General features: G+C 61.2%; 16 protein-coding genes. 8 read left to right on the top strand and 8 right to left on the bottom strand.

The window, feature by feature from the left end:
• Positions 1 to 21 precede the first annotated feature (21 nt).
• From ACA062_RS03990 to ACA062_RS04000, 3 genes are read left to right on the top strand one after another with little or no spacing between them, the layout of a single operon-like run.
• Positions 22 to 681, top strand: coding sequence for a paraquat-inducible protein A (locus tag ACA062_RS03990; protein ID WP_497455303.1), 660 nt, complete (start codon positions 22 to 24; stop codon positions 679 to 681).
• Positions 668 to 1,291: a paraquat-inducible protein A gene (locus tag ACA062_RS03995; RefSeq protein WP_150747850.1), complete on the top strand. Its 624-nt coding sequence runs from the start codon at positions 668 to 670 to the stop codon at positions 1,289 to 1,291. Before ACA062_RS03990 ends, ACA062_RS03995 begins: the two co-directional genes overlap by 14 nt.
• A complete protein-coding gene (locus ACA062_RS04000; RefSeq protein ID WP_497455304.1) occupies positions 1,284 to 3,587 on the top strand; it encodes a PqiB family protein in 2,304 nt (767 codons plus the stop codon). Before ACA062_RS03995 ends, ACA062_RS04000 begins: the two co-directional genes overlap by 8 nt.
• A gap of 220 nt (positions 3,588 to 3,807) precedes the next feature.
• Here the strand turns inward: ACA062_RS04000 and mksF are convergent, their stop codons facing one another.
• The 3 genes from mksF to mksB are packed head-to-tail and all read right to left on the bottom strand — an operon-like array spanning position 3,808 to position 8,625.
• Positions 3,808 to 6,648 carry an Mks condensin complex protein MksF gene (mksF, locus tag ACA062_RS04005; protein WP_497455305.1) on the bottom strand — a complete coding sequence of 947 codons (2,841 nt, stop codon included), beginning with the start codon at positions 6,646 to 6,648 and terminating at the stop codon, positions 3,808 to 3,810.
• Entirely contained in the window at positions 6,645 to 7,346 is a 702-nt protein-coding gene (gene mksE / locus ACA062_RS04010; RefSeq protein ID WP_497455306.1) for an Mks condensin complex protein MksE, read from the bottom strand. Before mksE ends, mksF begins: the two co-directional genes overlap by 4 nt.
• The gene (mksB, locus tag ACA062_RS04015; protein WP_497455307.1) at positions 7,336 to 8,625 is read right to left on the bottom strand and encodes an Mks condensin complex protein MksB; all 1,290 of its coding nucleotides are present in this window, start codon (positions 8,623 to 8,625) and stop codon (positions 7,336 to 7,338) included. Before mksB ends, mksE begins: the two co-directional genes overlap by 11 nt.
• Positions 8,626 to 8,863: 238 nt before the next feature.
• Here mksB and ACA062_RS04020 point away from each other — a divergent pair, with 238 nt between their 5' ends.
• Positions 8,864 to 9,604, top strand: a complete 741-nt coding sequence (locus tag ACA062_RS04020) for an energy transducer TonB (protein ID WP_497457357.1) — start codon at positions 8,864 to 8,866, stop codon at positions 9,602 to 9,604.
• Positions 9,597 to 10,049: a ribosomal protein S18-alanine N-acetyltransferase gene (gene rimI / locus ACA062_RS04025; protein WP_497455308.1), complete on the top strand. Its 453-nt coding sequence runs from the start codon at positions 9,597 to 9,599 to the stop codon at positions 10,047 to 10,049. The genes ACA062_RS04020 and rimI overlap by 8 nt, the downstream gene beginning before the upstream one ends.
• A gap of 146 nt (positions 10,050 to 10,195) precedes the next feature.
• Here the strand turns inward: rimI and ACA062_RS04030 are convergent, their stop codons facing one another.
• On the bottom strand, positions 10,196 to 10,600 hold the full coding sequence (locus tag ACA062_RS04030; RefSeq protein ID WP_497455309.1) for a serine kinase/phosphatase: 405 nt from the start codon (positions 10,598 to 10,600) through the stop codon (positions 10,196 to 10,198).
• Positions 10,601 to 10,769: 169 nt separating this feature from the next.
• Here ACA062_RS04030 and can point away from each other — a divergent pair, with 169 nt between their 5' ends.
• Entirely contained in the window at positions 10,770 to 11,414 is a 645-nt protein-coding gene (gene can / locus ACA062_RS04035; protein WP_064675898.1) for a carbonate dehydratase, read from the top strand.
• A 206-nt stretch (positions 11,415 to 11,620) separates the two neighbouring features.
• Here the strand turns inward: can and ACA062_RS04040 are convergent, their stop codons facing one another.
• The 3 genes from ACA062_RS04040 to ACA062_RS04050 form a co-directional block, all read right to left on the bottom strand.
• Positions 11,621 to 12,793, bottom strand: coding sequence for a hypothetical protein (locus tag ACA062_RS04040; protein ID WP_497455310.1), 1,173 nt, complete (start codon positions 12,791 to 12,793; stop codon positions 11,621 to 11,623).
• A 186-nt stretch (positions 12,794 to 12,979) separates the two neighbouring features.
• Positions 12,980 to 13,300 (bottom strand): hypothetical protein, encoded by a 321-nt coding sequence (locus ACA062_RS04045; RefSeq protein WP_497455311.1) that lies wholly within the window; start codon positions 13,298 to 13,300, stop codon positions 12,980 to 12,982.
• A gap of 310 nt (positions 13,301 to 13,610) precedes the next feature.
• A complete protein-coding gene (locus ACA062_RS04050) occupies positions 13,611 to 15,029 on the bottom strand; it encodes a short-chain fatty acid transporter (RefSeq protein WP_497455312.1) in 1,419 nt (472 codons plus the stop codon).
• A gap of 200 nt (positions 15,030 to 15,229) precedes the next feature.
• Between ACA062_RS04050 and ACA062_RS04055 the strand changes: the two genes are divergently transcribed.
• Positions 15,230 to 16,543: an MFS transporter gene (locus tag ACA062_RS04055; RefSeq protein WP_497455313.1), complete on the top strand. Its 1,314-nt coding sequence runs from the start codon at positions 15,230 to 15,232 to the stop codon at positions 16,541 to 16,543.
• A gap of 29 nt (positions 16,544 to 16,572) precedes the next feature.
• Positions 16,573 to 17,667 carry a D-alanine--D-alanine ligase gene (ddlA, locus tag ACA062_RS04060; protein ID WP_497455314.1) on the top strand — a complete coding sequence of 365 codons (1,095 nt, stop codon included), beginning with the start codon at positions 16,573 to 16,575 and terminating at the stop codon, positions 17,665 to 17,667.
• Positions 17,668 to 17,720: 53 nt separating this feature from the next.
• On the opposite strand, the gene ggt is transcribed toward ddlA, so the two are convergent.
• Positions 17,721 to 19,553, bottom strand: coding sequence for a gamma-glutamyltransferase (ggt, locus tag ACA062_RS04065; RefSeq protein WP_497455315.1), 1,833 nt, complete (start codon positions 19,551 to 19,553; stop codon positions 17,721 to 17,723).
• Positions 19,554 to 19,667 lie beyond the last annotated feature (114 nt).

Genomic DNA, 19,667 nt, shown 5'->3' on the forward strand with positions numbered 1-19,667 from the left:
TTTTTCGGAGCCAGAGCCTTTATGCCAGATTCGGTTGACGCCCCCGGGCTGTCAGAATTACCGCTGGACGACTTGGTGGCCTGTCACGAGTGCGACTTGCTGATGCGCAAGCCCGAACTCGACCATGGCGAGAAAGCCCTGTGCCCTCGCTGTGGTTACGAGCTCTACGCCCATCGGCACAACGTTGTACAGCGCAGTCTGGCTTTGGTCATCGCCGCGCTGTTGTTGTTTGTCCCGGCGAACTTTTTACCCATCATGCAGCTCAATCTACTCGGACAATCGTCGAACGATACGGTCTGGAGTGGCGTTGTCGGTCTTTTTGATTCCGGCATGCAGAGTGTTTCGGTGATTGTGTTCCTGAGCAGCATGGGGATCCCCTTGCTCAAGCTGCTCTGCCAACTGGCCGTATTGCTCAGTATTCGTTTTGATGTCGGACGCAGCTACGGCTTGTTGATCTACCGCATTTATCACCATCTACGCGATTGGGGAATGCTTGAGGTCTACCTCATGGGCGTGCTGGTGGCGATCGTCAAGCTGGCAGATATGGCAGCCGTTACCGTCGGCCTTGGCCTGGCGTGCTTTATCGGTATGTTGTTGATCCAGGTCTGGTTGGAGGTGGTGATGTCGCCCCATCAGATCTGGCAGGCTTTATCAGGAGAGGATGCCCATGCGGGCGATTGATGCGGGCATTCTGATTTGCGCCGAATGCCATGAATTGAACAAGCAGGAAGCTGACACCGACGAGCAGGCCTGCACCCGTTGTGGTGCGCTGGTTCACGCCCGCCGCCCGAACAGTGTGGTGCGCACCTGGGCGCTGCTGATTACCGCGGCGGTGCTCTACATCCCGGCCAACGTACTCCCGATCATGACCGTCAGCTCCCTGGGCAAGGGCGACCCCAGTACCATCATGTCCGGTGTGATCCAACTGGTTCAGCACGGGATGATTCCAATTGCGGCGGTGGTGTTTATCGCCAGCATTCTGGTACCGACGTTCAAGTTGGTGGGCATCGCGCTGCTGTTGTTTTCGGTGCAGCGCCGCCAGCCGCTATCGGCCCGTCAACGGATCTGGATGTACCGCTTTATCGAGTTCATCGGCCGCTGGTCGATGCTGGACATCTTTGTGATCGCCATCCTGGTGGCGGTTGTGAATTTCGGACGGCTTGCCAGCATCGAAGCCAATCTTGGCGCCATCGCGTTCGCCAGTGTGGTGATTCTGACGATGCTTGCCGCCGTTACTTTCGATCCCCGACTGATTTGGGATAACACGGAGTCGGATGACGACCATGACTGATTTGCCTACAGCGAAAACCCGACCGGCCTCGAACTGGTCCGCTATCTGGGTGTTGCCCCTGATCGCCTTGATCATCGGCGGCTGGCTTGGCTGGCGTGCCTACAACGAGACCGGCATCGAGATTCAGGTGCGTTTCGAAAGTGGTGAAGGCATCCAGGCCAACAAGACCGAGGTCGTCTACAAAGGCATGTCCGTCGGTAAGGTAAAAACCCTCAAACTCGACGACGAAGGCGCCTCCAAGGGCGTCATCGCCACCGTCGAGATGAACAAGGACGTCGAGCAATACCTCAGGACCAGCACGCGCTTCTGGCTGGTCAAGCCAAGCGTGACCCTGGCCGGCATCACCGGCCTGGAAACCCTGGTGTCGGGTAACTACGTCGCGATCAGCCCGGGTGAAGGCGAACCGGCTCGCAAGTTCAAGGCGCTGGCCGAAGAACCGCCGCTGTCCGACGCGCAGCCCGGTCTGCACCTGACCATCAAGGCTGATCGTCTCGGCTCGCTGAACCGCGGCAGCCCGGTGTTCTACAAGCAGATCAGGGTCGGGCAGATCAAAAGCTACCTGCTGTCCGAGGATCAGGGCACCGTTGAACTCAAAGTCTTTATCGAACCCACCTACGCCAAGCTGGTACGCAAACACACGCGCTTCTGGAATGCCAGCGGCATCAGCATCGACGCCAACCTGTCGGGCGTGAAGGTGCGCAGCGAGTCCCTTGCCAGCATCGTCGCCGGCGGTATCGCGTTCGCCACGCCGGAGAATCGCAAGGACAGCCCGGCCACCGATCCAAGCTTGCCGTTCCGTCTCTACGAAGACTTCGATGCCGCGGCCGCCGGAATTCGGGTCAAGGTCAAACTCAGTGACTTCGAGGGCCTGCAGGCCGGTCGCACGCCCGTGATGTACAAAGGCATTCAGGTCGGCACGCTGAAAGCGCTGAAGATCGATCCGGATCTGTCCGCCGCCAGTGCCGAGTTGACCCTCGATCCCCTGGCCGAGGACTACCTGGTAGACGGCACTCAGTTCTGGGTGGTCAAGCCGTCGATCTCCCTCGCCGGTATTACCGGCCTGGAAGCCTTGGTCAAAGGCAACTACATCGCCGTACGCCCCGGCGACAAGGGCGCCGCACCGCAACGCGAGTTCGTGGCACGGCCCAAGGCGCCGCCGCTGGACCTGCGTTCGCCGGGGCTGCACCTGGTGCTGTTCACCGATAACCTGGGTTCGCTGGATGTCGGTAGCCCGATTCTCTACAAACAGGTCAAGGTCGGTTCGGTCCAGAGCTATCAGTTCTCGCGGACCAAAAAACAGTTGGTGATCGGCGTACACATCGAGAAGGAATATGAAGGCCTGGTCAACGCGTCGACCCGGTTCTGGAATGCCAGCGGCATTACGCTCACGGGTGGGCTGACCGGCGGAATCCAGGTCAAGAGTGAATCGCTGCAGAGCCTGATGGCTGGCGGCATCGCCTTCGAGACGCCGCTGGCAACAGCGCCATTGCAGAAGCGGATTCCGCGGTTCCGTCTGCACGCCAATCGTGAAGATGCCAATGAAAAAGGCACTGTGGTCACGATCAAGGTGGAGCGCGCCGATGGCTTGCGCAGCGGCACGCCGATTCGTTTCAAAGGCCTGGATGTCGGCAAGATTGAAGACGTCGACCTCAGCGATGACCTGCAATCGGTGCTGCTGACGGCGCGCATTACTGAAGTGCCGGAGCGTATTGCCCGGGCAGGCAGTCAGTTCTGGGTGGTCAAGCCTGAACTGGGCCTGATCAAGACGTCCAATCTCGAAACCCTGGTCACCGGGCAGTACATCGAAGTGCAGCCGGCGGCGAAAAACCTGGGGCCGCAAAAGAACTTCGTGGCCCTGGCCAATCCGCCGGAAACCGCCCGACAGGAAGCCGGTTTGAGCCTGGTCTTGAGCGCTGCCCGCCGTGGTTCGCTGAAAACCGGGGTGCCGGTGACGTACCGTGAAATCACCGTGGGCAAGGTGACAGGGTATGAGCTGGGCCAGACCGCTGATCGGGTGTTGGTGCGCATTTTGATCGAACCGAAATATGCACCCTTGGTGCGCAGCGGTACGCGTTTCTGGAACTCCAGTGGCTTTGGATTCGACTACGGCTTGTTCAAAGGCGCGACGATGCGCACCGAATCGCTGGAGACGCTGATTCAGGGCGGTATCGCCTTTGCCACGCCGGATGGGGAACGCATGGGCAGTCCGGCGCGACCTGAGCAGACGTTCCCGTTGTTCGACAAGTTTGAAGAGGAATGGCTGACCTGGGCGCCGAAGATCGCGATCGGCAAGTAATCCAGGTTCATTGGGCCTCTGGGAGGACGCCTTCGCGGGCAAGCCCGCTCCCACAGGTTATGTATTGAGCACAGATTTTGTGTACGACATCGATCACTGTAGGAGCGGGCTTGCCCGCGAAGAGGCCCTCAAACGCACTGAAAACCTCGAGAATGTACCCAAATAAAAAGGCCGCGATCCATTGGATCGCGGCCTTTTTAATGCCATCAGCTAACGCAGATCAGACCGCATCCAGCTCCGGTTCATCGGCTTCGACATTGACCGCTGGTTTCACCTCATCATGCCGACGAATGTACTTCCAGTCCGCCTCGTCGATATAGATCCCGTTCGGCCCGCTGCCACCTTCCAGGTCAATGGCAACACTGGCGCAGACTTGCGGCTTCACACTGGCCAGAATCGGCACGAAGCCCAGTTGCAGGCTGGTTTCCAGCAGCGCTGCCTGGTTCTTCTCATCGATGTCCGCCGCCTCGTCGAGGTAGTACGGCAGGCGCACGCGACCGGCCTGGTCGCGGTCCATCAAGTGCAGCAACAAGTACATGTTGGTCAGCGCCTTGATCGTCATCGTGGTGCCGTTGGACGCCGCACCATCGATGTCGGTGTGAATCACTGGCGATCCGTTGACCTTGGTGATCTCGAATGCCAGTTCAAACAGGTCCTTGAGGCCAAGCTGGTTGTGATTCGCCGCCACCAGCCGCGCCAGGTATTCCTTGGCTTCTTCGTTCTTGTTGTCCTGATCGGCACTCTGGTTCAGGTCGAACACCGAAAGGGTTTCGCCCTCTTCATACTGGCCGGCGCTGTGGATGATCTGGTCAATGTGCTTGAGCGCTTCCTTGTTCGGCGCGAGCACGATGCGGAAGCTCTGCAGGTTGGACACCTGACGCTTGTTGATCTCGCGGTTGAACAGCGCCAGTTGGTGTTCGAGGCTGTCGTAATCGCTGCGGATATTGCGCAGGGTCCGGGCGATGTCAGTAACGGCCGCACGGCGGGCCTTGCCGAGGGTCAGGGCTTCGTCGGTGCGGTGCGCGTAGGCATTGATCAGTAATCGCAGGCGACGTTCCATGTCGTCTTCGCTGTCGAACTTGGCCACGCCCTTGAGGCGAACCTGGGCGTAGAGCGCCTCAATCTGACCGTCGCTGCGCAGCAGGCCCTGCCAGCTGTCCTGATAGTCGTTGAGCAGCGGCAGCAGGTTGTCCATGGAATCGTCGACCGGGTCCATGAAAGGCGTGCCGAACGGCAGGTCGGCCGGTAACAGCTGACGGCGGCGCAGGGCGTCGTCGAGGGTGCGTTGCTTGGCTTCCATGTCGCCGATCTGCCGGCCAACCAATTGCAACTTGGCCGAGAGTTGCTGGACGCGCTCGGTGAAGGCATCGCTGGAACGCTTCAACTCGTCCTGCGCCGCTTCCATCTGCGCGAGTTGTTCCAGCTTGTCGCCTTCTTCGGCGCTCAAGGTTTGCGCGCGACGGAAATCTTCCAGGGCTTTCTGTGCATCCAGCACTTGCCGGTACAGGGCTTCGGTCTGGGTCTTGCTCGCGGCACGGTCGGTGGCCACCGCGGCCTGGGTTTTAAGCTGCTTGAGTTCTTTTTCCAGACGCTCTTTCTGATCGCGCAACGCGGCGCGGTCAGCCAGGGCCTGCAGGGCGGGAGGTTCGATAGACGACAGATCAATGGACAGGCCCGGTACTTCGAAGTGCTCGCCCTTGAAGCCGTCGAGGATCAGCTCCATGGATTTGACCCAGGCACCGTCCTCATCCAGCGTGATGCCATGCTCGCCCAGCGGCAGGCTGAACAAGGCGCTGTTGAACAGGCGCATCAGACGTTCGACGTCCTGTTGCGAGAACTCTTCGCGCAGACGGGCGTAGCTGTTGTTGTCGGCGTGATCGAGTTGCTGCCTGACCGACTTCAGGCGTTTTTCCAGATCCCGCAGACGCTCGTCGAGGTCTTCGGCACTGAACTGTCGCGACTGCGCCAGTGCGCCGGCGAGTTCATCGTGCGCGTCCTTGGCCGCGAGCAGTTGCTGCTCAAGGACTTTGACGTCATCGACCAGGGCGAAGCGATGCTTGAGCACCGACAATTCGCCGAGCCAGCGCTGGATGCCGGCGATTTCCCGCTCCAGGCGCATCAGTTCCTGAGTGCCGCCGCGCTGATTGTTTTGCAGGGCATCCTGCTCGTTGCGGTAGTGCTCGGCCTGGACCGTCAGCTCTTCCTTGCGCGCACCGGCGTAGTCCGACCAGGTGCCGAGCAGGGAATCGAGCAATGGCGAGATCCGGTGCAGTTTGCCGCGCAGGATGTCCCGTTGTTTCACTCCGTTGGCCAAGGCCTCGACCAAAGGGCCGGCCGCGACCAGCGAGTTGTAGTCCTGCTCCATGCGGCGTACATCGCGGAAGGCTTCTTCGCAGGCGGCAATGTAATCGACGCTGCCGGAACGCAAGCTGTGTTCGAAGGCATCGAGGAACAGCTGCTTGAGCTTGGCCGCGGTGATTTCGCGCATGTGCAACAGGTTGATGAACAGGGCGCGGAAGGTCTTCAGGCTTTGCTCGCTGGTGGAGCGCAGCGGGATCAACGTCAGGTCCAGGGGGATCGAGGTGTGACCGCCGACCAGCAAGCGACGCAGTTCATCGGGTTTGAGTTCGTAAGCTTTCAGCCCTTCGCGCTCAAGGTTGGTGAACAACTCTTTCTGGCGCAGACAGGTGTCGTTTTTCTGGTAATGGGCCAGGTCCAGCTTGCCGGCGTAGGCAAAGAACTGGTGACCGAAACCGCCCCCGGGGCCGCGACCGACGACACCGATCACATGCGGGCCATGGGGCAACGAGACTTCGACCAGAATGTAGCTGGTGTCCGAGGCAAAGTAGAAGCGCCGCGATTGTTCCAGGCTGTACTTGCCGAAACTCATGTCCGACATGCGCGCCAGAATCGGGAACTGCAACGCGTTGATCGAGGCGGATTTACCGAGGTTGTTCGCGCCGTAAACCGACAGCGGCTCTTCCAGAGGGAACAGGCCGAGGCTGTAACCGGCGGTATTCAAAAGCGCAAAGCGGCGAATGCCGTAGCGTTCCTTGCTCATGCGTCGGTCTCCTGTTCTTCGGCAATGGCGCGTGCCAGGGCGTCTTCTTCGTGTTCTTCCTCGAAGTCAGTGAGGTCCAGCGGGTCATCGGTTTCCAGCAGCTGTTCATCGCTGTCGTCGTCGATCAGCACCGGTGCCGGCAATGGCAGCACGCTGTGCAGGGCGGCCGCCAGATCACGGTCCTGCTGCACCGACAGGCAAACGTCGAGGAAGCGATGCATCGGCGGCAGGAACCGGTAGACGCCGTTTTCTTCGCCGGCGAAACCGAGTTGGGTCATGCGGCGCATGATTTTTTCTTCGAGCTCTTCGACAGTCTGCACTTCGGCCTGGATGAACAGGTCGCGGTATTTTTCCAGCAGCGACGGCAGTTCATCGCGACCAAGGCTGCCACCGTCGAGCACGGCGACCGGGTCGCGGCCCTGGTCCGCCAGGTGTTCGACCAGGATGAAGGTGAACAGCGCCAGGCGTTGCGCGGTCTTGTTCACCGCCGCCGCGGCGAGGTCCGGGACGAAATAATAGAAGCCACGGGTGTCGCAGACCAGTTCAAAACCCAAGGCCTTGAACAGCGTGCGGTACTGATCCTGGAAGTTCGACAGCTGCGCGTACAGCTCAGGATCGCGGCGGCTGACGTGGTAGCCCTTGAACAACTCGCGAAAGATCGGTGCCAGCTGAGACAGTTCGGATAGATCAAGGTGCATGGGAAGTACTTGCATAGAGGGTGCTCGCAGAATCCTCGGCGGCGTCGCGGGCCGAGAGCAGGGCGAAGGAGCGCAGGCTGACCTGATGCTCGTGAGTGTGGTAATCGCGACGTTCCAGGCGCTCGCGTTTGAAGCGTTTCTCCCGCGACAGGCGCGAGAACCAGTAGAGCAATTCGTCGGTGGCGCCGTCCGGTTCCTGCTCCAGCAGCCAGGTCATCAGGTCCGGCAGCGGCAGGGCGTCTTCGCAGCGTTCGAGCATCTCCCGAACCGTGCGAGGCGCGCGCGGCACTTCGCCTTTCTGCGTGTTGTGGGCCTTGGGGAAGCGCGCCGGCTTCGGCTCGAAACGGGCCAGGGCGTACACGTAGGCTTCGACCTGACTGGCGCTGCCGAGGAAGGTGCTTTGCGGGCGGGTGAACATCGGCATCGCCGCTTGTGGCACCGCGTCGATGCCTTTGCGCCGGATGGCCGCCAGGGCCAGCGCCGCGCCACGGGTCACGGCATTGTGCCGGCGGGCTTCTTCACGCAGCGGCAGCAGGAGTTCGCGGGCATGGCGCAGGGTCAGCTGGGCGCTGGTCTGCATTTCGAGGATGCGCGCGTGGGTGCGCAACAGCATGTCGTCATCGACCAGGTGTCCGAGACGCTGCTGATCGGTGAGCATCTTCAGCAGCACGTTTTCGACCTTGCGCACGCCTTGTTCGAAGGCGCCGTCGGCGTTCACCAACTGGATCATCGGCTCGACATATTCATCCCAGGTCGCCAGCACTTCAGCGTAACGCTGGCGCAGCGGAATCTGCCGGTCGCTGGTCTTGGCACGTTCGGCGACGGCCACCAGCGCCTGTTCGTCGTTGGCGAGCTTCTTCAATACGTCCCGCACGCGCATGTCGAGCAGGCGCAGCTGGCGTGCGAGGTCGTTGCCGTCGCGGATGTCGAAGGCGTCCTGGATGTAGCCGGCCAGACGCTCGAGATGGCGCAGATAGGCTTCGATTTCCAGGCACAGGCCCAAGCGGTGTTCACGGCGCAGGTAAGCGAGGAAATCGTGAATCTGCGCGTTGAGCTCGAAACGGTTCGGGCTTTTCGCCACCGGAACCAGAATGTCGAGGCGAATCCACACGTCCAGCAGGCTGGTGATGTCCTGCGGTGTACTGTCCAGTTGCTGGGCGGCCAACTGTGAACGCAATTCGTTGAGGCTCAGGGTGCCTTGGTCGAAGTGCTCGCACAGTGGCTCCAGAAGGGCCCAGTGTTCAGCGAGGGCGCGCAAGACGCGCTTGGGTTCGATCATCGGGATGGCCCGCTGTCTGACGATTGAAAGCCGCGATTGTACTGCATCGGGGCCAATGCAAATCACTCTCGGGATGGGCTGTCGCCTTTTTTCATAGGTGGAAAGACTATCGGTGAAGTCTATCGATCAACAGCGCGGGCGATCTTGAGCGAAGGGCGGTAGAATCCCTGCACTTTAGTTATCCACAAGTGGCCGACCTTTGCTTATCGAGTCCCGTCGCCGCGCTTATTTGGCCGCCATGCAGGTCGTCAACTGGCTGCCGCGCACCGAATTGCCCTTTGCTGCGCCTTCGCGGCCCGAGCTCCTGGAAACGCCCGAGCCCTTGGTTGTCGCCCCGGTTGCGCCGGCTCCTGTGGCTGAGCCGCCCGTGGAACTGCGGGTCAAACCTGCCGAACGGGTAAAGATCGAGGTGCCTCGGCCATCGTTGGCCAGCACGCGCACGAACGCCAAGGTCGAAGAAGCGGCCGCCCCGGTCGCGATCAGGGTGCCGGTCGTGCCGCCGCCACGTTTCGCCCTGCAATTGCTGCGGGCCGGTCGCTGCCTGTTGCTGGTGGAGTTACCCACAGGCGAAACATTCCAGGCACGCGATCCTGCCTATCTGCTGCTCAAGGACATGCTGCGCGCCGCCGGTCTGCCGGACAGCCCGCAAATCATCGGCGAGCCGGTGCGCTGGCCGTTGCTGGCCCGGGGCACTATGGACCAGGGCCCGGAAGCCGCCCGTGATTTCGTGCAAGGATTTCTTTCGGCCCGCCTGGAAGACGCCCCGTGCGTCTGCCTGTGGCTGATCGGCCTGCCAGCGATACGTTTTGCCGGTGAAGCGAATGCCGAGGCATTCAACCGTGAACTCCAGGTCGACGGCCTGGGCCCGGTCTGGGCCCTGCCGGGTCTGGAATTATTAATGGAAGAGCCACAGCGTAAGGCTGATGTCTGGCAAGCCATGCGTCGGCTGATGGCGCGCTGGAAAGAACCCAATGAGTGACGCTGTATCGTTCCGCCCGATGACCGAGGCGGACCTGGACGCCGTACTGAAAATCGAATACGCGGCCTATAGCCATCCCTGGACCCGCGGGATTTTTCTCGATGGCCTGGGCAAGTACCAGATCTGGCTGATGTTCGAAGGGCAGCAGCAGGTCGGTCATGGTGTGGTGCAGATCATTCTCGATGAAGCGCATCTGCTGAACATCACCGTCAAACCGGAGAATCAGGGCCGTGGCCTGGGTCTGACGCTGCTGGAGCACTTGATGTCGATCGCCTACAGGGCCGAGGCGCGGGAATGTTTTCTGGAAGTGCGCGACAGCAACCGGTCGGCGTTTCGGTTGTATGAGCGGTATGGGTTTAATGAAATCGGCCGTCGGCGGGATTATTACCCGGCGGTGGGTGGGCGCGAAGATGCGGTGGTCATGGCCTGCACCCTGGTCGACTGAGTTACATACTTATGAATTGAACGCCGATTCCAGTGTAGGAGCTGCCGAAGGCTGCGATCTTTTGATCTTTTGTTGCGCGACATAGAAAGATCAAAAGATCGCAGCCTTCGGCAGCTCCCACATTCAGATCCAGTCAGACAGATGAATCAACGATTACCGTCCATCGGATCCCGCCGCGCCAATTCCTCTTCATCCAACCCGTTGCCCCCACCAATGTCGTCTTCATCGACAATGCTCAAATCCCAATCCGCCTGGTCACCTTCACCGGCTTCATGAGCATCCCGCGCACCGTCTTCGCGGATCAATGTTTCCGGGCTCATGTCGTCGTCGGTGGATTCATGGTCATCGGTCGAGGCCCCGGTCATGCCGGCTTCCTGCACGCGTTCACGGGGCATCAGTCGCGCGCGCTCCGCTTCCGGCAGCTCGTCGCCGATTTTGGCGCTCGGCTCTTCCTCATCGAAATCCAGCTCATGCATCGAACCCATGCGGTCTTCGTTGTCGTCAATGGGCTCGGGTTGCGCCGCATCGAACGGACGTCGTGTATCAGTCATGGTAATTCCTCATACTGTGGGCCTTACTACGGTGGACCCACTGGGCTGCTCAGAATTCCGCCAGCGTGGAACACCCGGTAATATGCATCATCTGCAATCTGCATCTCGCGCGTGACCCCGACGGGCGGTTGTCTGTCAAATCAGCGCACCATTCACGAGGCTTCATTGCATGAACGAATTACAAGATCTGATTGATAACAACGAACGCTGGGCCGAAGCGATCAAGCAGGAAGATCCGGACTTCTTCTCCAAGCTGGCTCGCCAACAGACGCCGGAATACCTGTGGATCGGCTGCTCCGATGCACGGGTGCCGGCCAACGAAATCGTGGGCATGCTGCCAGGCGATCTGTTCGTCCACCGCAACGTGGCCAATGTGGTGTTGCACACTGACCTCAACTGCCTGTCGGTGATCCAGTACGCGGTCGACGTGCTCAAGGTCAAACACATCCTCGTCACCGGCCACTACGGCTGTGGCGGTGTGCGCGCCTCGATGCAGGATCGCCAGTTGGGCCTGATCGACGGCTGGCTGCGCTCCATTCGCGATCTGTACTATGAAAAACGCGAAGAGCTGGCCGAGTTGCCCACCGAAGAAGAGCGGGTCGACCGCCTTTGCGAACTCAACGTGATCCAGCAAGTGGCGAACGTCGGGCACACCAGCATTGTGCAAAATGCCTGGCACCGCGGGCAGAAACTGTCGATCCACGGCTGCATCTATGGCATCAAGGACGGTCGCTGGAAAAGCCTGAACACGACCATCAGCGGTTTCGAGCAGTTGCCGCCGCAGTACCGTCTGCGTCCGGTCGAGGCGTTGTAAAGGCCTTCAGCCGCGACCGGGTCGGTGCACGTGTTGAAGAAACTGCTGGCCATTGTCATTGGGCGACTCGTTGTCGCCGATGATCCAGCCTCGGCAGCCGGGACAGCCGCAGCGGCAGGCAAACTGCCGCTGCCGCTTGTCGACTGACAGAGGAAAAGCGCGCTTCTGCGCGTCAGTCATGGCTTACGCGGCAGAGCCGCTCATCGTTACAGATTCGGCGCAGAATTCGCCCCCACCGGCGCAGGGACCTTGAGCTGTTTGAGCTGGGACTTGATCGGGGGCGTCGCGCATTTGGCCACGGCTTGTTCAGGCGTCAGGTTGCGGATCGAGGTGTAGAACAGCTCGCAGGTTTTTTCTTTGCGGGTCACTTGCCAGGTCTGGGTGCAGCTTTTGAGCTGAACGTTCGGGTCGCTGCCCGGTTTGCTGCCCATCCCGGCCTGCCAGCAGGCGGCGCTCAAATCCTGGCCCATGATTTTCAGCCCCGCGGTGTCGGCCTGGGCCTGGGCGTTGTCGCCGGCGTAGCTGTCCGGATTGGCGGCGTACCAGATATAACTCGGGTGGTTGGAACCCAGCACCGGCACCTTGATCCCTTCGCTGGGGCTGATGGTTGCCAGCCCCAGAACGTTCACGGTCGGGCCATATTGCTGCTTGATCCAGTTACGCACCGGCGCACCAAAGGCGACCATGGGCAATGTCGCGCCGCTGGCGTTCTGGCTGACGTCCTTGACCATGGTGGTCTGGTAGTCCTTGAAGTAGTCGTAGACGCCTTCCAGATCCTTGCCGGCGCTGGACGGCGCGGCAATCGGAGCAATGTCGATGATGGTCTGGTATCCCGGCGTCTGTTCGGCGGGGATGCCGTTGTCGGTGAGCAGCGTGGCCCAGCGATCGGTGGTGGCGGACCGGAGGTAATCCTGAGCCTGGGTCAGCGAATAGTCTGGCGGGAAGTGCAGCAATTCGACGCTCTTGCGATTTTCCAGGGCCATGCCCAACGGCAGGAACAGATTCCAGCTGAAGGCCCACTTGCCATCGGCATTCAACTTGCTGGCACCGGTGTAGGCCAGGTCGCCGGCGTCGAGCAGCGCGGCCAACGGCTTCTCATAGCCGTCGGGAACGCCGCTGATTTCGGCGTAGAGCTGATCATTATCGGTTTTTACCCGCACTTTCGCCGCGCTGTAGCCATCGCGCTGAACGCTTTGGCTCAGGTAGTGCTCGACGGTTTGCTCCAGCGTCCAGTTGCGAAAGCAGATGACGTTGCAGTTGTTAGGGTAAGCAAAAAGCCTTGTGACGCGTTCGGTACTGCCCAGCTTCAGGTCGACATCGGCATGGGCGGCGGCGCTCAGGGTGAGGGTAGCGAGGGTGAGTCCTGCGAGTTTGAACATGCTCAGATCCTTTTCAGCGTGGTCCCGTTGATGGGGACGCACAGCATAGTGGATCAGCGGCGTTACGCAGAAAAGTGGGCGTGGGCAGATTGTTGCGTCAGGTTTGTATTGTGCATTTACAAAAAATCATGGGTATGGAGTTCGACCCGCGACTGGCTGTCTGCGGGTCGGGGGAAAGGTGAGACGTTACAACAGTTTCAAGGCCAGATGAGTGCCGGCGCGCAAATACTCCACTTGAGCAACGACGGCATCCTTGACGATCGCCTCACCGGTATCGGTCAGCTTGGCTTTTTTGGCATCGATGACGGATGTCTGAACCAACTGCATCACTACATCCATGGCTTTTTGAAGTGCTGTCAGATTGTTGTGCAGACCGAACTCGCAGACGACAGCGTCCATGCGGCGGTCAGCGTCATCACGCAGCTTCTTATATTCAACGACCGAAACCCTACCATCCTGGTAAATTTCGTGAATCATCTCTTCCAGCGTTTTTGAGATTAAAGACATGTGCTTGGTCATCCTTGATCAGTGCTGTTTTGACTTTGAAAAGTGCTTGAGCCCTCGCAGTTTACTCAGCGATTTGCAAGTTGGAGATAGGAACCGGCCGGGTGTGATGTCAGGCGCAATCGAAGCTGCACGTAGGATTAATCTTTATGCTTGTCTTGTCTCGACGGGTCGCGTTCCTGGAGCAGGCTCGTCCCGTATGACCGAGAACCGTGTCGGCGATTATCTTGACCCTATGCGTCAGGCCGCTGGTGATGCGCCCGTCGATAAAACCTGATTGCACCTGCGTCGCCGCAGGCGCAATCCCCCTCGTTTACGGCATCACTGGCGGTGTGTACGTCAGCGTCGTCCCCAACGCCCACAGCAGCACCAGCACCAACGGTGTGTGCACCAGCAGCTGCACGAACGAGAATCCGATCAAGTCTCTTGCCTTCAACCCCAGCACGCCCAGCAGTGGCAGCATGTAGAACGGGTTGATCAGGTTGGGCAGGGCCTCGGCGGCGTTGTAGATCTGCACGGCCCAGCCCAGGTGGTAGTTCAGGTCATTGGCCACTTGCATCACGTAGGGCGCTTCGATGATCCACTTGCCGCCGCCGGACGGGATGAAGAAACCGAGGATCGCCGAGTACACACCCATCAATAGCGCGTAGGTGTCGTGGGACGCGATGCTGACGAAAAAGCTCGAGATGTGGTGGGCCAGGGTCTGGGCGTCCGTCCCTTTGACGGTGGTCATCAGCGCGGCGATCGAGCCGTACAAGGGGAACTGGATCAGCACGCCGGTGGTGGTCGGCACTGCGCGGGCCACGGCATCGAGGAAGCTGCGCGGGCGCCAGTGCAGCAGGGCGCCGAGCATGATGAACAGGAAGTTATAGGTGTTCAGCCCGGAAATCGCGCTGATCGCCGGTTTGGTCGAGAACTCGTGGAACAGCCATCCGGCCGCCAGCAGCACCAGCAAAATCGTCAGCAGCGGGCTGTGCTCCAGCCATTCGCCGGGGCGGGTGCGCGGTTGCAGCGGCGGCAGGTTGAAACTCGGGTCGATACCGCAGGCTTGGGCATCACGGGCGGATTTCGGGCCAGGTGCGGTGGCATAGGCAATGATCAGCGAGATCACGATCAACGCCAGCAACATCACGCCGGACTGCCAGAGAAAGATAGTCTGGGTGAACGGAATCACCCCGGTGATCGACAGAATCGACGGCGGCAGACTGCCCGGGTTGGCCTGCAATTGCGCCGCGGAGGACGACAGGCCCAGGGCCCACACCGCGCCCAGACCCAGGTAGGCGGCGGCACCGGCGGCGCGGTAATCCATTTTCAGATCGGTACGGCGGGCGAGGGCACGCACCAGCAAGCCGCCGAACACCAGCGACAGGCCCCAGTTCAGCAACGACGCGACCATGGAGATCAGCGCGACCCAGGCCACGGCGGAACGGCCGTTTTTCGGGATGCGTGCCAGGCGGTCGATCAATTTCACCGCCGGTGGCGAGCTGGCGACCACATAACCGCCGATCACCACGAAGGCCATCTGCATGGTGAACGGGATCAGGCTCCAGAAACCGTCACCGAAGGCCATGGCGGCATCGGTGGGTTTGGCGCCCATGGCCATGGTGGCCACGGCGACGATGATCACCGCCAGCGCGGCAAACACCCAGGAATCGGGGAACCAGCGCTCGGCAAAGCTTGAGCAGCGCAGGGCAAAACGGGCAGAGCGGCTATCTTCGATATCAGCGGCCATGGGAGTACCTCGGTTTTTATGTTTTTTGAGGTCTTCAGGGCCGCACAGGCCCGTCTGGACAGCTGCCAACAGTAATTCAATCGACCTTTTTTTGTGACGAAGTTTTACCAGTATTGGACTTTGGTCTAACGGGTTGTCCGCTGGCGCATTTGCGTAGACCATGGGCGCCTTGGTTTTTGACCTGTGCCAGAGTTCTGTTCATGACTGCCAACACCGATTCGCGCCCGGCGCCGTTCACCCGCTCCGACTACAAGACCCTGGGCCTTGCAGCCTTGGGTGGCGCGCTGGAAATCTACGACTTCATCATTTTCGTGTTTTTCGCGCTGACCCTCAGCCAGCTGTTCTTTCCGCCGGAAATGCCCGAATGGCTGCGCTTGCTGCAAAGCTTCGGGATTTTCGCCACCGGTTATCTGGCGCGGCCCTTGGGCGGGATATTGATGGCGCATTTCGCCGACCGGCTGGGACGCAAGAAAGTCTTCAGCCTGAGCATCCTGATGATGGCACTGCCGTGCCTGCTGATCGGCATCATGCCGACCTATGCGCAAATCGGCTATTTCGCCCCACTGCTGCTGTTGGCCCTGCGAATCCTGCAGGGGGCCGCAGTCGGCGGGGAAGTGCCGAGCGCCTGGGTGTTCGTCGCCGAGCACGCACCCGTGGGCCATCGCGGTTATGCCCTGGGCTTCCTGCAGGCCGGCCTGACCTTTGGCTACCTGATCGGCGCCCTGACGGCGACCTTTCTCGCCCAGGCGTTCACCCCGGCGGAAATCCTTGATTACGCCTGGCGTTATCCGTTCCTGCTGGGCGGCGTGTTTGGTGTGATTGGCGTCTGGCTGCGTCGCTGGCTCAGCGAGACGCCCGTGTTCATGGCCATGCAGGCCCAGCGCGATGCCGCGGTCGAGCTGCCGCTGCGCACGGTCTTGCGTGAACATCGCCTGGCCATGCTGCCGGCGATGCTCCTCACGTGCGTGCTGACCTCGGCGGTGGTGGTGTTCGTGGTCATCACCCCGACCATGATGCAGAAATCCTTTGGCATGACGGCCGGCCATACCTTCGCCCTGAGTGCGCTGGGTATCGTTTTCCTTAACATCGGCTGTGTCCTCGCCGGGCTGCTCGTCGACCGCATCGGTGCCTGGCGCACCGTGATGCTCTATAGCCTGCTGCTGCCGTTGGGCATCGGCGTGCTCTATACCTGCCTGATCGTCGGGGGCAGCTGGATCGGTCTGGCGTACGCGGTGGCCGGTCTCTGTTGCGGGGTGGTGGGTGCGGTGCCGTCGGTGATGGTCAGCCTGTTTCCGGCGCGGATTCGCGTCTCGGGCATCTCCTTCACTTACAACATTGCCTACGCCGCGTGGGCGAGTGTCACCCCGCTGCTGTTGATCGGTCTGATGCCATGGAGTCCGTGGGTCTGTGTGATTTTCAGCGCGGTGATGGGCGCCGTCGGCGTGAGCAGTGCGGCGTATTTCGGCGCGCGGATGCCGCGTACCGGAAGTTGCCCAGCCGCGAGCGTTATGTAATCGGATGGCCAATCGCTGAGGAGTCTTGAATGAGCAAGCTGCGGGTGGGGATTATTTTCGGAGGCCGTTCGGCCGAGCACGAAGTGTCGCTGCAGTCGGCGAAAAATATTGTCGATGCGCTGGATCGTTCGCGTTTCGAACCGGTGCTGATCGGTATCGACAAGCAAGGCCACTGGCACCTCAACGATCCGTCGAACTTCCTGCTCAACCAGGAAAGCCCTGCGCTGATCGCCCTCAACCAGTCCAACCGCGAACTGGCCGTCGTGCCGGGCAAGGCCAGCCAGCAATTGGTCGAAACCTCCAGTCAGGAGCTGCTGGGCCATGTCGACGTGATCTTCCCGATCGTCCACGGCACCCTGGGTGAAGACGGTTGCCTGCAAGGTTTGCTGCGCATGGCCGACCTGCCGTTCGTCGGTTCCGATGTGCTTGGTTCGGCGGTCTGCATGGACAAGGACATCAGCAAGCGCCTGCTGCGTGACGCTGGCCTGGCGGTCACGCCGTTCGTGACCCTGACCCGTGCCACGGCGGCGCGCACCGGGTTCGCCGAGGTTCAGGGCAAGCTCGGCCTGCCACTGTTCGTCAAGCCGGCGAACCAGGGCTCTTCCGTGGGCGTGAGCAAGGTGAGCGATGAAGCCGAGTACGTGGCGGCGATCGAACTGGCATTGGATTTCGATGAAAAAGTCCTGGTCGAGTCCGCCGTCAGCGGCCGCGAAATCGAGTGCGCGGTACTGGGCAACGAGGACGCCATCGCCAGCGGTTGCGGTGAGATCGTGGTGCGCAGCGGGTTCTATTCCTACGACAGCAAATACATCGACGATCAGGCGGCTGAAGTGGTGGTCCCGGCCAACATCAGCACTGAGGCCAGCGAACGCATTCGTGCCTTGGCCGTCGAGGCGTTTCAGGTGTTGGGCTGCTCCGGACTGGCGCGGGTCGATGTGTTCCTGACGGACAGCGGTGAAGTGCTGATCAACGAAATCAACTCGCTCCCCGGCTTCACCCGCATCAGCATGTACCCCAAGCTGTGGCAGGCCACCGGGATGACCTACAGCGAGCTGGTCAGCCGCCTGATCGAGCTGGCGCTGGAGAGGCACAAGGCGCGACAGACGCTGAAGATCTCGCGTTAGGATGAGTGCAGGGCCTACCTCCCGGTAAGCCCTTTCGCGTTCCAGTGTACGACTCAATCCCCCAACGCTACCCCCTCACGTCGCGGATCCGCCCCACCTGCCAACGCGGCTTTTCCCTGTGCATCCTTGACCCGCACAATCGCCTGGGTCCCGCTGGTCATGTCGATCTCGGTCACGCTGTGCCCTTTGTCCTTCAATGCCTGGATCAGTCCCGCGCTGAACTGTCCGCGTTCCAGTTCCGTCGGGCCATTGCGGCTGCCGAAGTTGGGCAGGTTGATGGCGGTTTGCGGGTCGAGGTTCCAGTCGAGCAGGCCGATGGTGGATTTGGCGACGTATTCGATGATTTGCGAACCGCCGGGGGAGCCGATGGTGGCGAGGAATTCGCCACTCTGGCGGTCGAAGATCAAGGTCGGTGCCATGGATGAGCGGGGGCGCTTGCCGGGCTCGACGCGGTTGGCGACCTTCTGGCCGTTCTCTTCGGGGATGAACGAGAAGTCGGTCATCTGGTTGTTGAGCAGGAAGCCCTGAACCATCAGGTGCGAGCCGAAGGCGGATTCGACGGTGGTGGTCATCGACACCGCACCGCCCTGGTCATCGACCGCCACCACTTGCGAGGTGGAGATGCGCAGCGGCGAACGGTCGGGCGCATAGGCGACCTGGATGCCCGGCGGTGTGCCGGGTTTGGCCATGCCCATGCTGCGGTCACCGATCAGGGCGGCGCGGCTGGCCAGGTAGGTCGGGTCTACCAGGCCTTTGACGGGGACGGGCACGAAGTCCGTGTCGGCTACATACTGCGCGCGGTCGGCGTAGGCCAGGCGCTCGGCTTCGGCAATCAGGTGCACGGCGTCAGGGGCCGGCTCGAGGCCCGCAGGCTTGTCCGTCTTGAGCGGTTTCAAGGGCGCCAGGGCCAAGCGTGGATCGCGGGTTTCCAGGGCCTGCAAGGTGCCGAGGATCTGTGCCACGGCGATCCCGCCCGACGACGGCGGCGGCATGCCGCAGACTTGCCAGCGTTTGTAGTCGGTGCACAGCGGTGCGCGTTCCTTGGCGCTATAGCCTTGAAGATCGTTCAGCGACAGGCTGCCGGGGTTGGCGTGCCCCTGAACCCTGGCGACAATCTCCTGTGCAACAGCGCCTTTGTACAGCGCATCGGGACCCTCCTGGGCGATGCGTTCGTACAAGGCGGCCAGCGCCGGGTTTTTCAGTTGCGTGCCTGCAGCTTTCGGGCTGCCGTCGGCGTTCAAAAAATACGCAGCCATCTGCGGCGAGCGTCGGATGGACGAGTCCGAGGCGATCAATCGATGCAGGCGCGGGGAGATGGCGAAGCCTTGCCCGGCGAGTTCGATCGCCGGCTCGAACAGCTGTGCCCATGGCAGGCGGCCGTGTTTGTGATGAGCCAGTTCCAGTGCGCGCAACACCCCCGGGGTGCCCACGGATCGCCCACCAATCTGTGCCTGGGTGAACGGCATCGGTTGGCCGTCGGCCTGCAGGAAAAGTCTCTCGGTGGCGCCGGCCGGCGCGGTTTCGCGACCGTCGTAAGTGCGCACGGTCTTGCCGTCCCAGAGCACGATCAACGCCCCCCCGCCGATGCCCGAGGACTGCGGCTCGACCAGGGTCAGCACCGCTTGCATCGCAATGGCGGCATCGATGGCTGAACCGCCCCGGCGCAGCATCTCCCGCCCGGCTTCGGCCGCCAGGGGATTGGCCGCTGCCGCCATGTATTTCGAGGCGTGCCGGGTGTGCAGGTCGGTGCGGTAGCCCGAGGCGGCTTCCGGTGCGATCGGCAACGTCGAAGCGGGCGGAGCATTGCACGCCGCAAGGACCAAGGCAGTGGCAATCAGCGACAGCGCTGACAGGCGATAGCGGCTCAAGTCAAAGGCTGAGAACACGCGGGGCACTCCGTCCGTGGGAAAAGATCCGAGGACTTTATCGGCCGACAGCCAGTGACGCAAACCATGGCCCACGGCAAAGACGCATTTTTCCTTCATCAGTCAGTGCATTAT

It is taken from the genome of Pseudomonas sp. LBUM1679 (assembly GCF_059695565.1).

Bases quoted from the DNA above. Each gene is read 5' to 3' on its own strand.
- ACA062_RS03990 (WP_497455303.1), top strand. From the start codon at position 22: ATGCCAGATTCGGTTGACGCCCCCGGGCTGTCAGAATTACCGCTGGAC.
- ACA062_RS03995 (WP_150747850.1), top strand. From the start codon at position 668: ATGCGGGCGATTGATGCGGGCATTCTGATTTGCGCCGAATGCCATGAA.
- ACA062_RS04000 (WP_497455304.1), top strand. From the start codon at position 1,284: ATGACTGATTTGCCTACAGCGAAAACCCGACCGGCCTCGAACTGGTCC.
- mksF (WP_497455305.1), bottom strand. From the start codon at position 6,648: ATGAGCAAGGAACGCTACGGCATTCGCCGCTTTGCGCTTTTGAATACC.
- mksE (WP_497455306.1), bottom strand. From the start codon at position 7,346: ATGCACCTTGATCTATCCGAACTGTCTCAGCTGGCACCGATCTTTCGC.
- mksB (WP_497455307.1), bottom strand. From the start codon at position 8,625: ATGATCGAACCCAAGCGCGTCTTGCGCGCCCTCGCTGAACACTGGGCC.
- ACA062_RS04020 (WP_497457357.1), top strand. From the start codon at position 8,864: ATGCAGGTCGTCAACTGGCTGCCGCGCACCGAATTGCCCTTTGCTGCG.
- rimI (WP_497455308.1), top strand. From the start codon at position 9,597: ATGAGTGACGCTGTATCGTTCCGCCCGATGACCGAGGCGGACCTGGAC.
- ACA062_RS04030 (WP_497455309.1), bottom strand. From the start codon at position 10,600: ATGACTGATACACGACGTCCGTTCGATGCGGCGCAACCCGAGCCCATT.
- can (WP_064675898.1), top strand. From the start codon at position 10,770: ATGAACGAATTACAAGATCTGATTGATAACAACGAACGCTGGGCCGAA.
- ACA062_RS04040 (WP_497455310.1), bottom strand. From the start codon at position 12,793: ATGTTCAAACTCGCAGGACTCACCCTCGCTACCCTCACCCTGAGCGCC.
- ACA062_RS04045 (WP_497455311.1), bottom strand. From the start codon at position 13,300: ATGTCTTTAATCTCAAAAACGCTGGAAGAGATGATTCACGAAATTTAC.
- ACA062_RS04050 (WP_497455312.1), bottom strand. From the start codon at position 15,029: ATGGCCGCTGATATCGAAGATAGCCGCTCTGCCCGTTTTGCCCTGCGC.
- ACA062_RS04055 (WP_497455313.1), top strand. From the start codon at position 15,230: ATGACTGCCAACACCGATTCGCGCCCGGCGCCGTTCACCCGCTCCGAC.
- ddlA (WP_497455314.1), top strand. From the start codon at position 16,573: ATGAGCAAGCTGCGGGTGGGGATTATTTTCGGAGGCCGTTCGGCCGAG.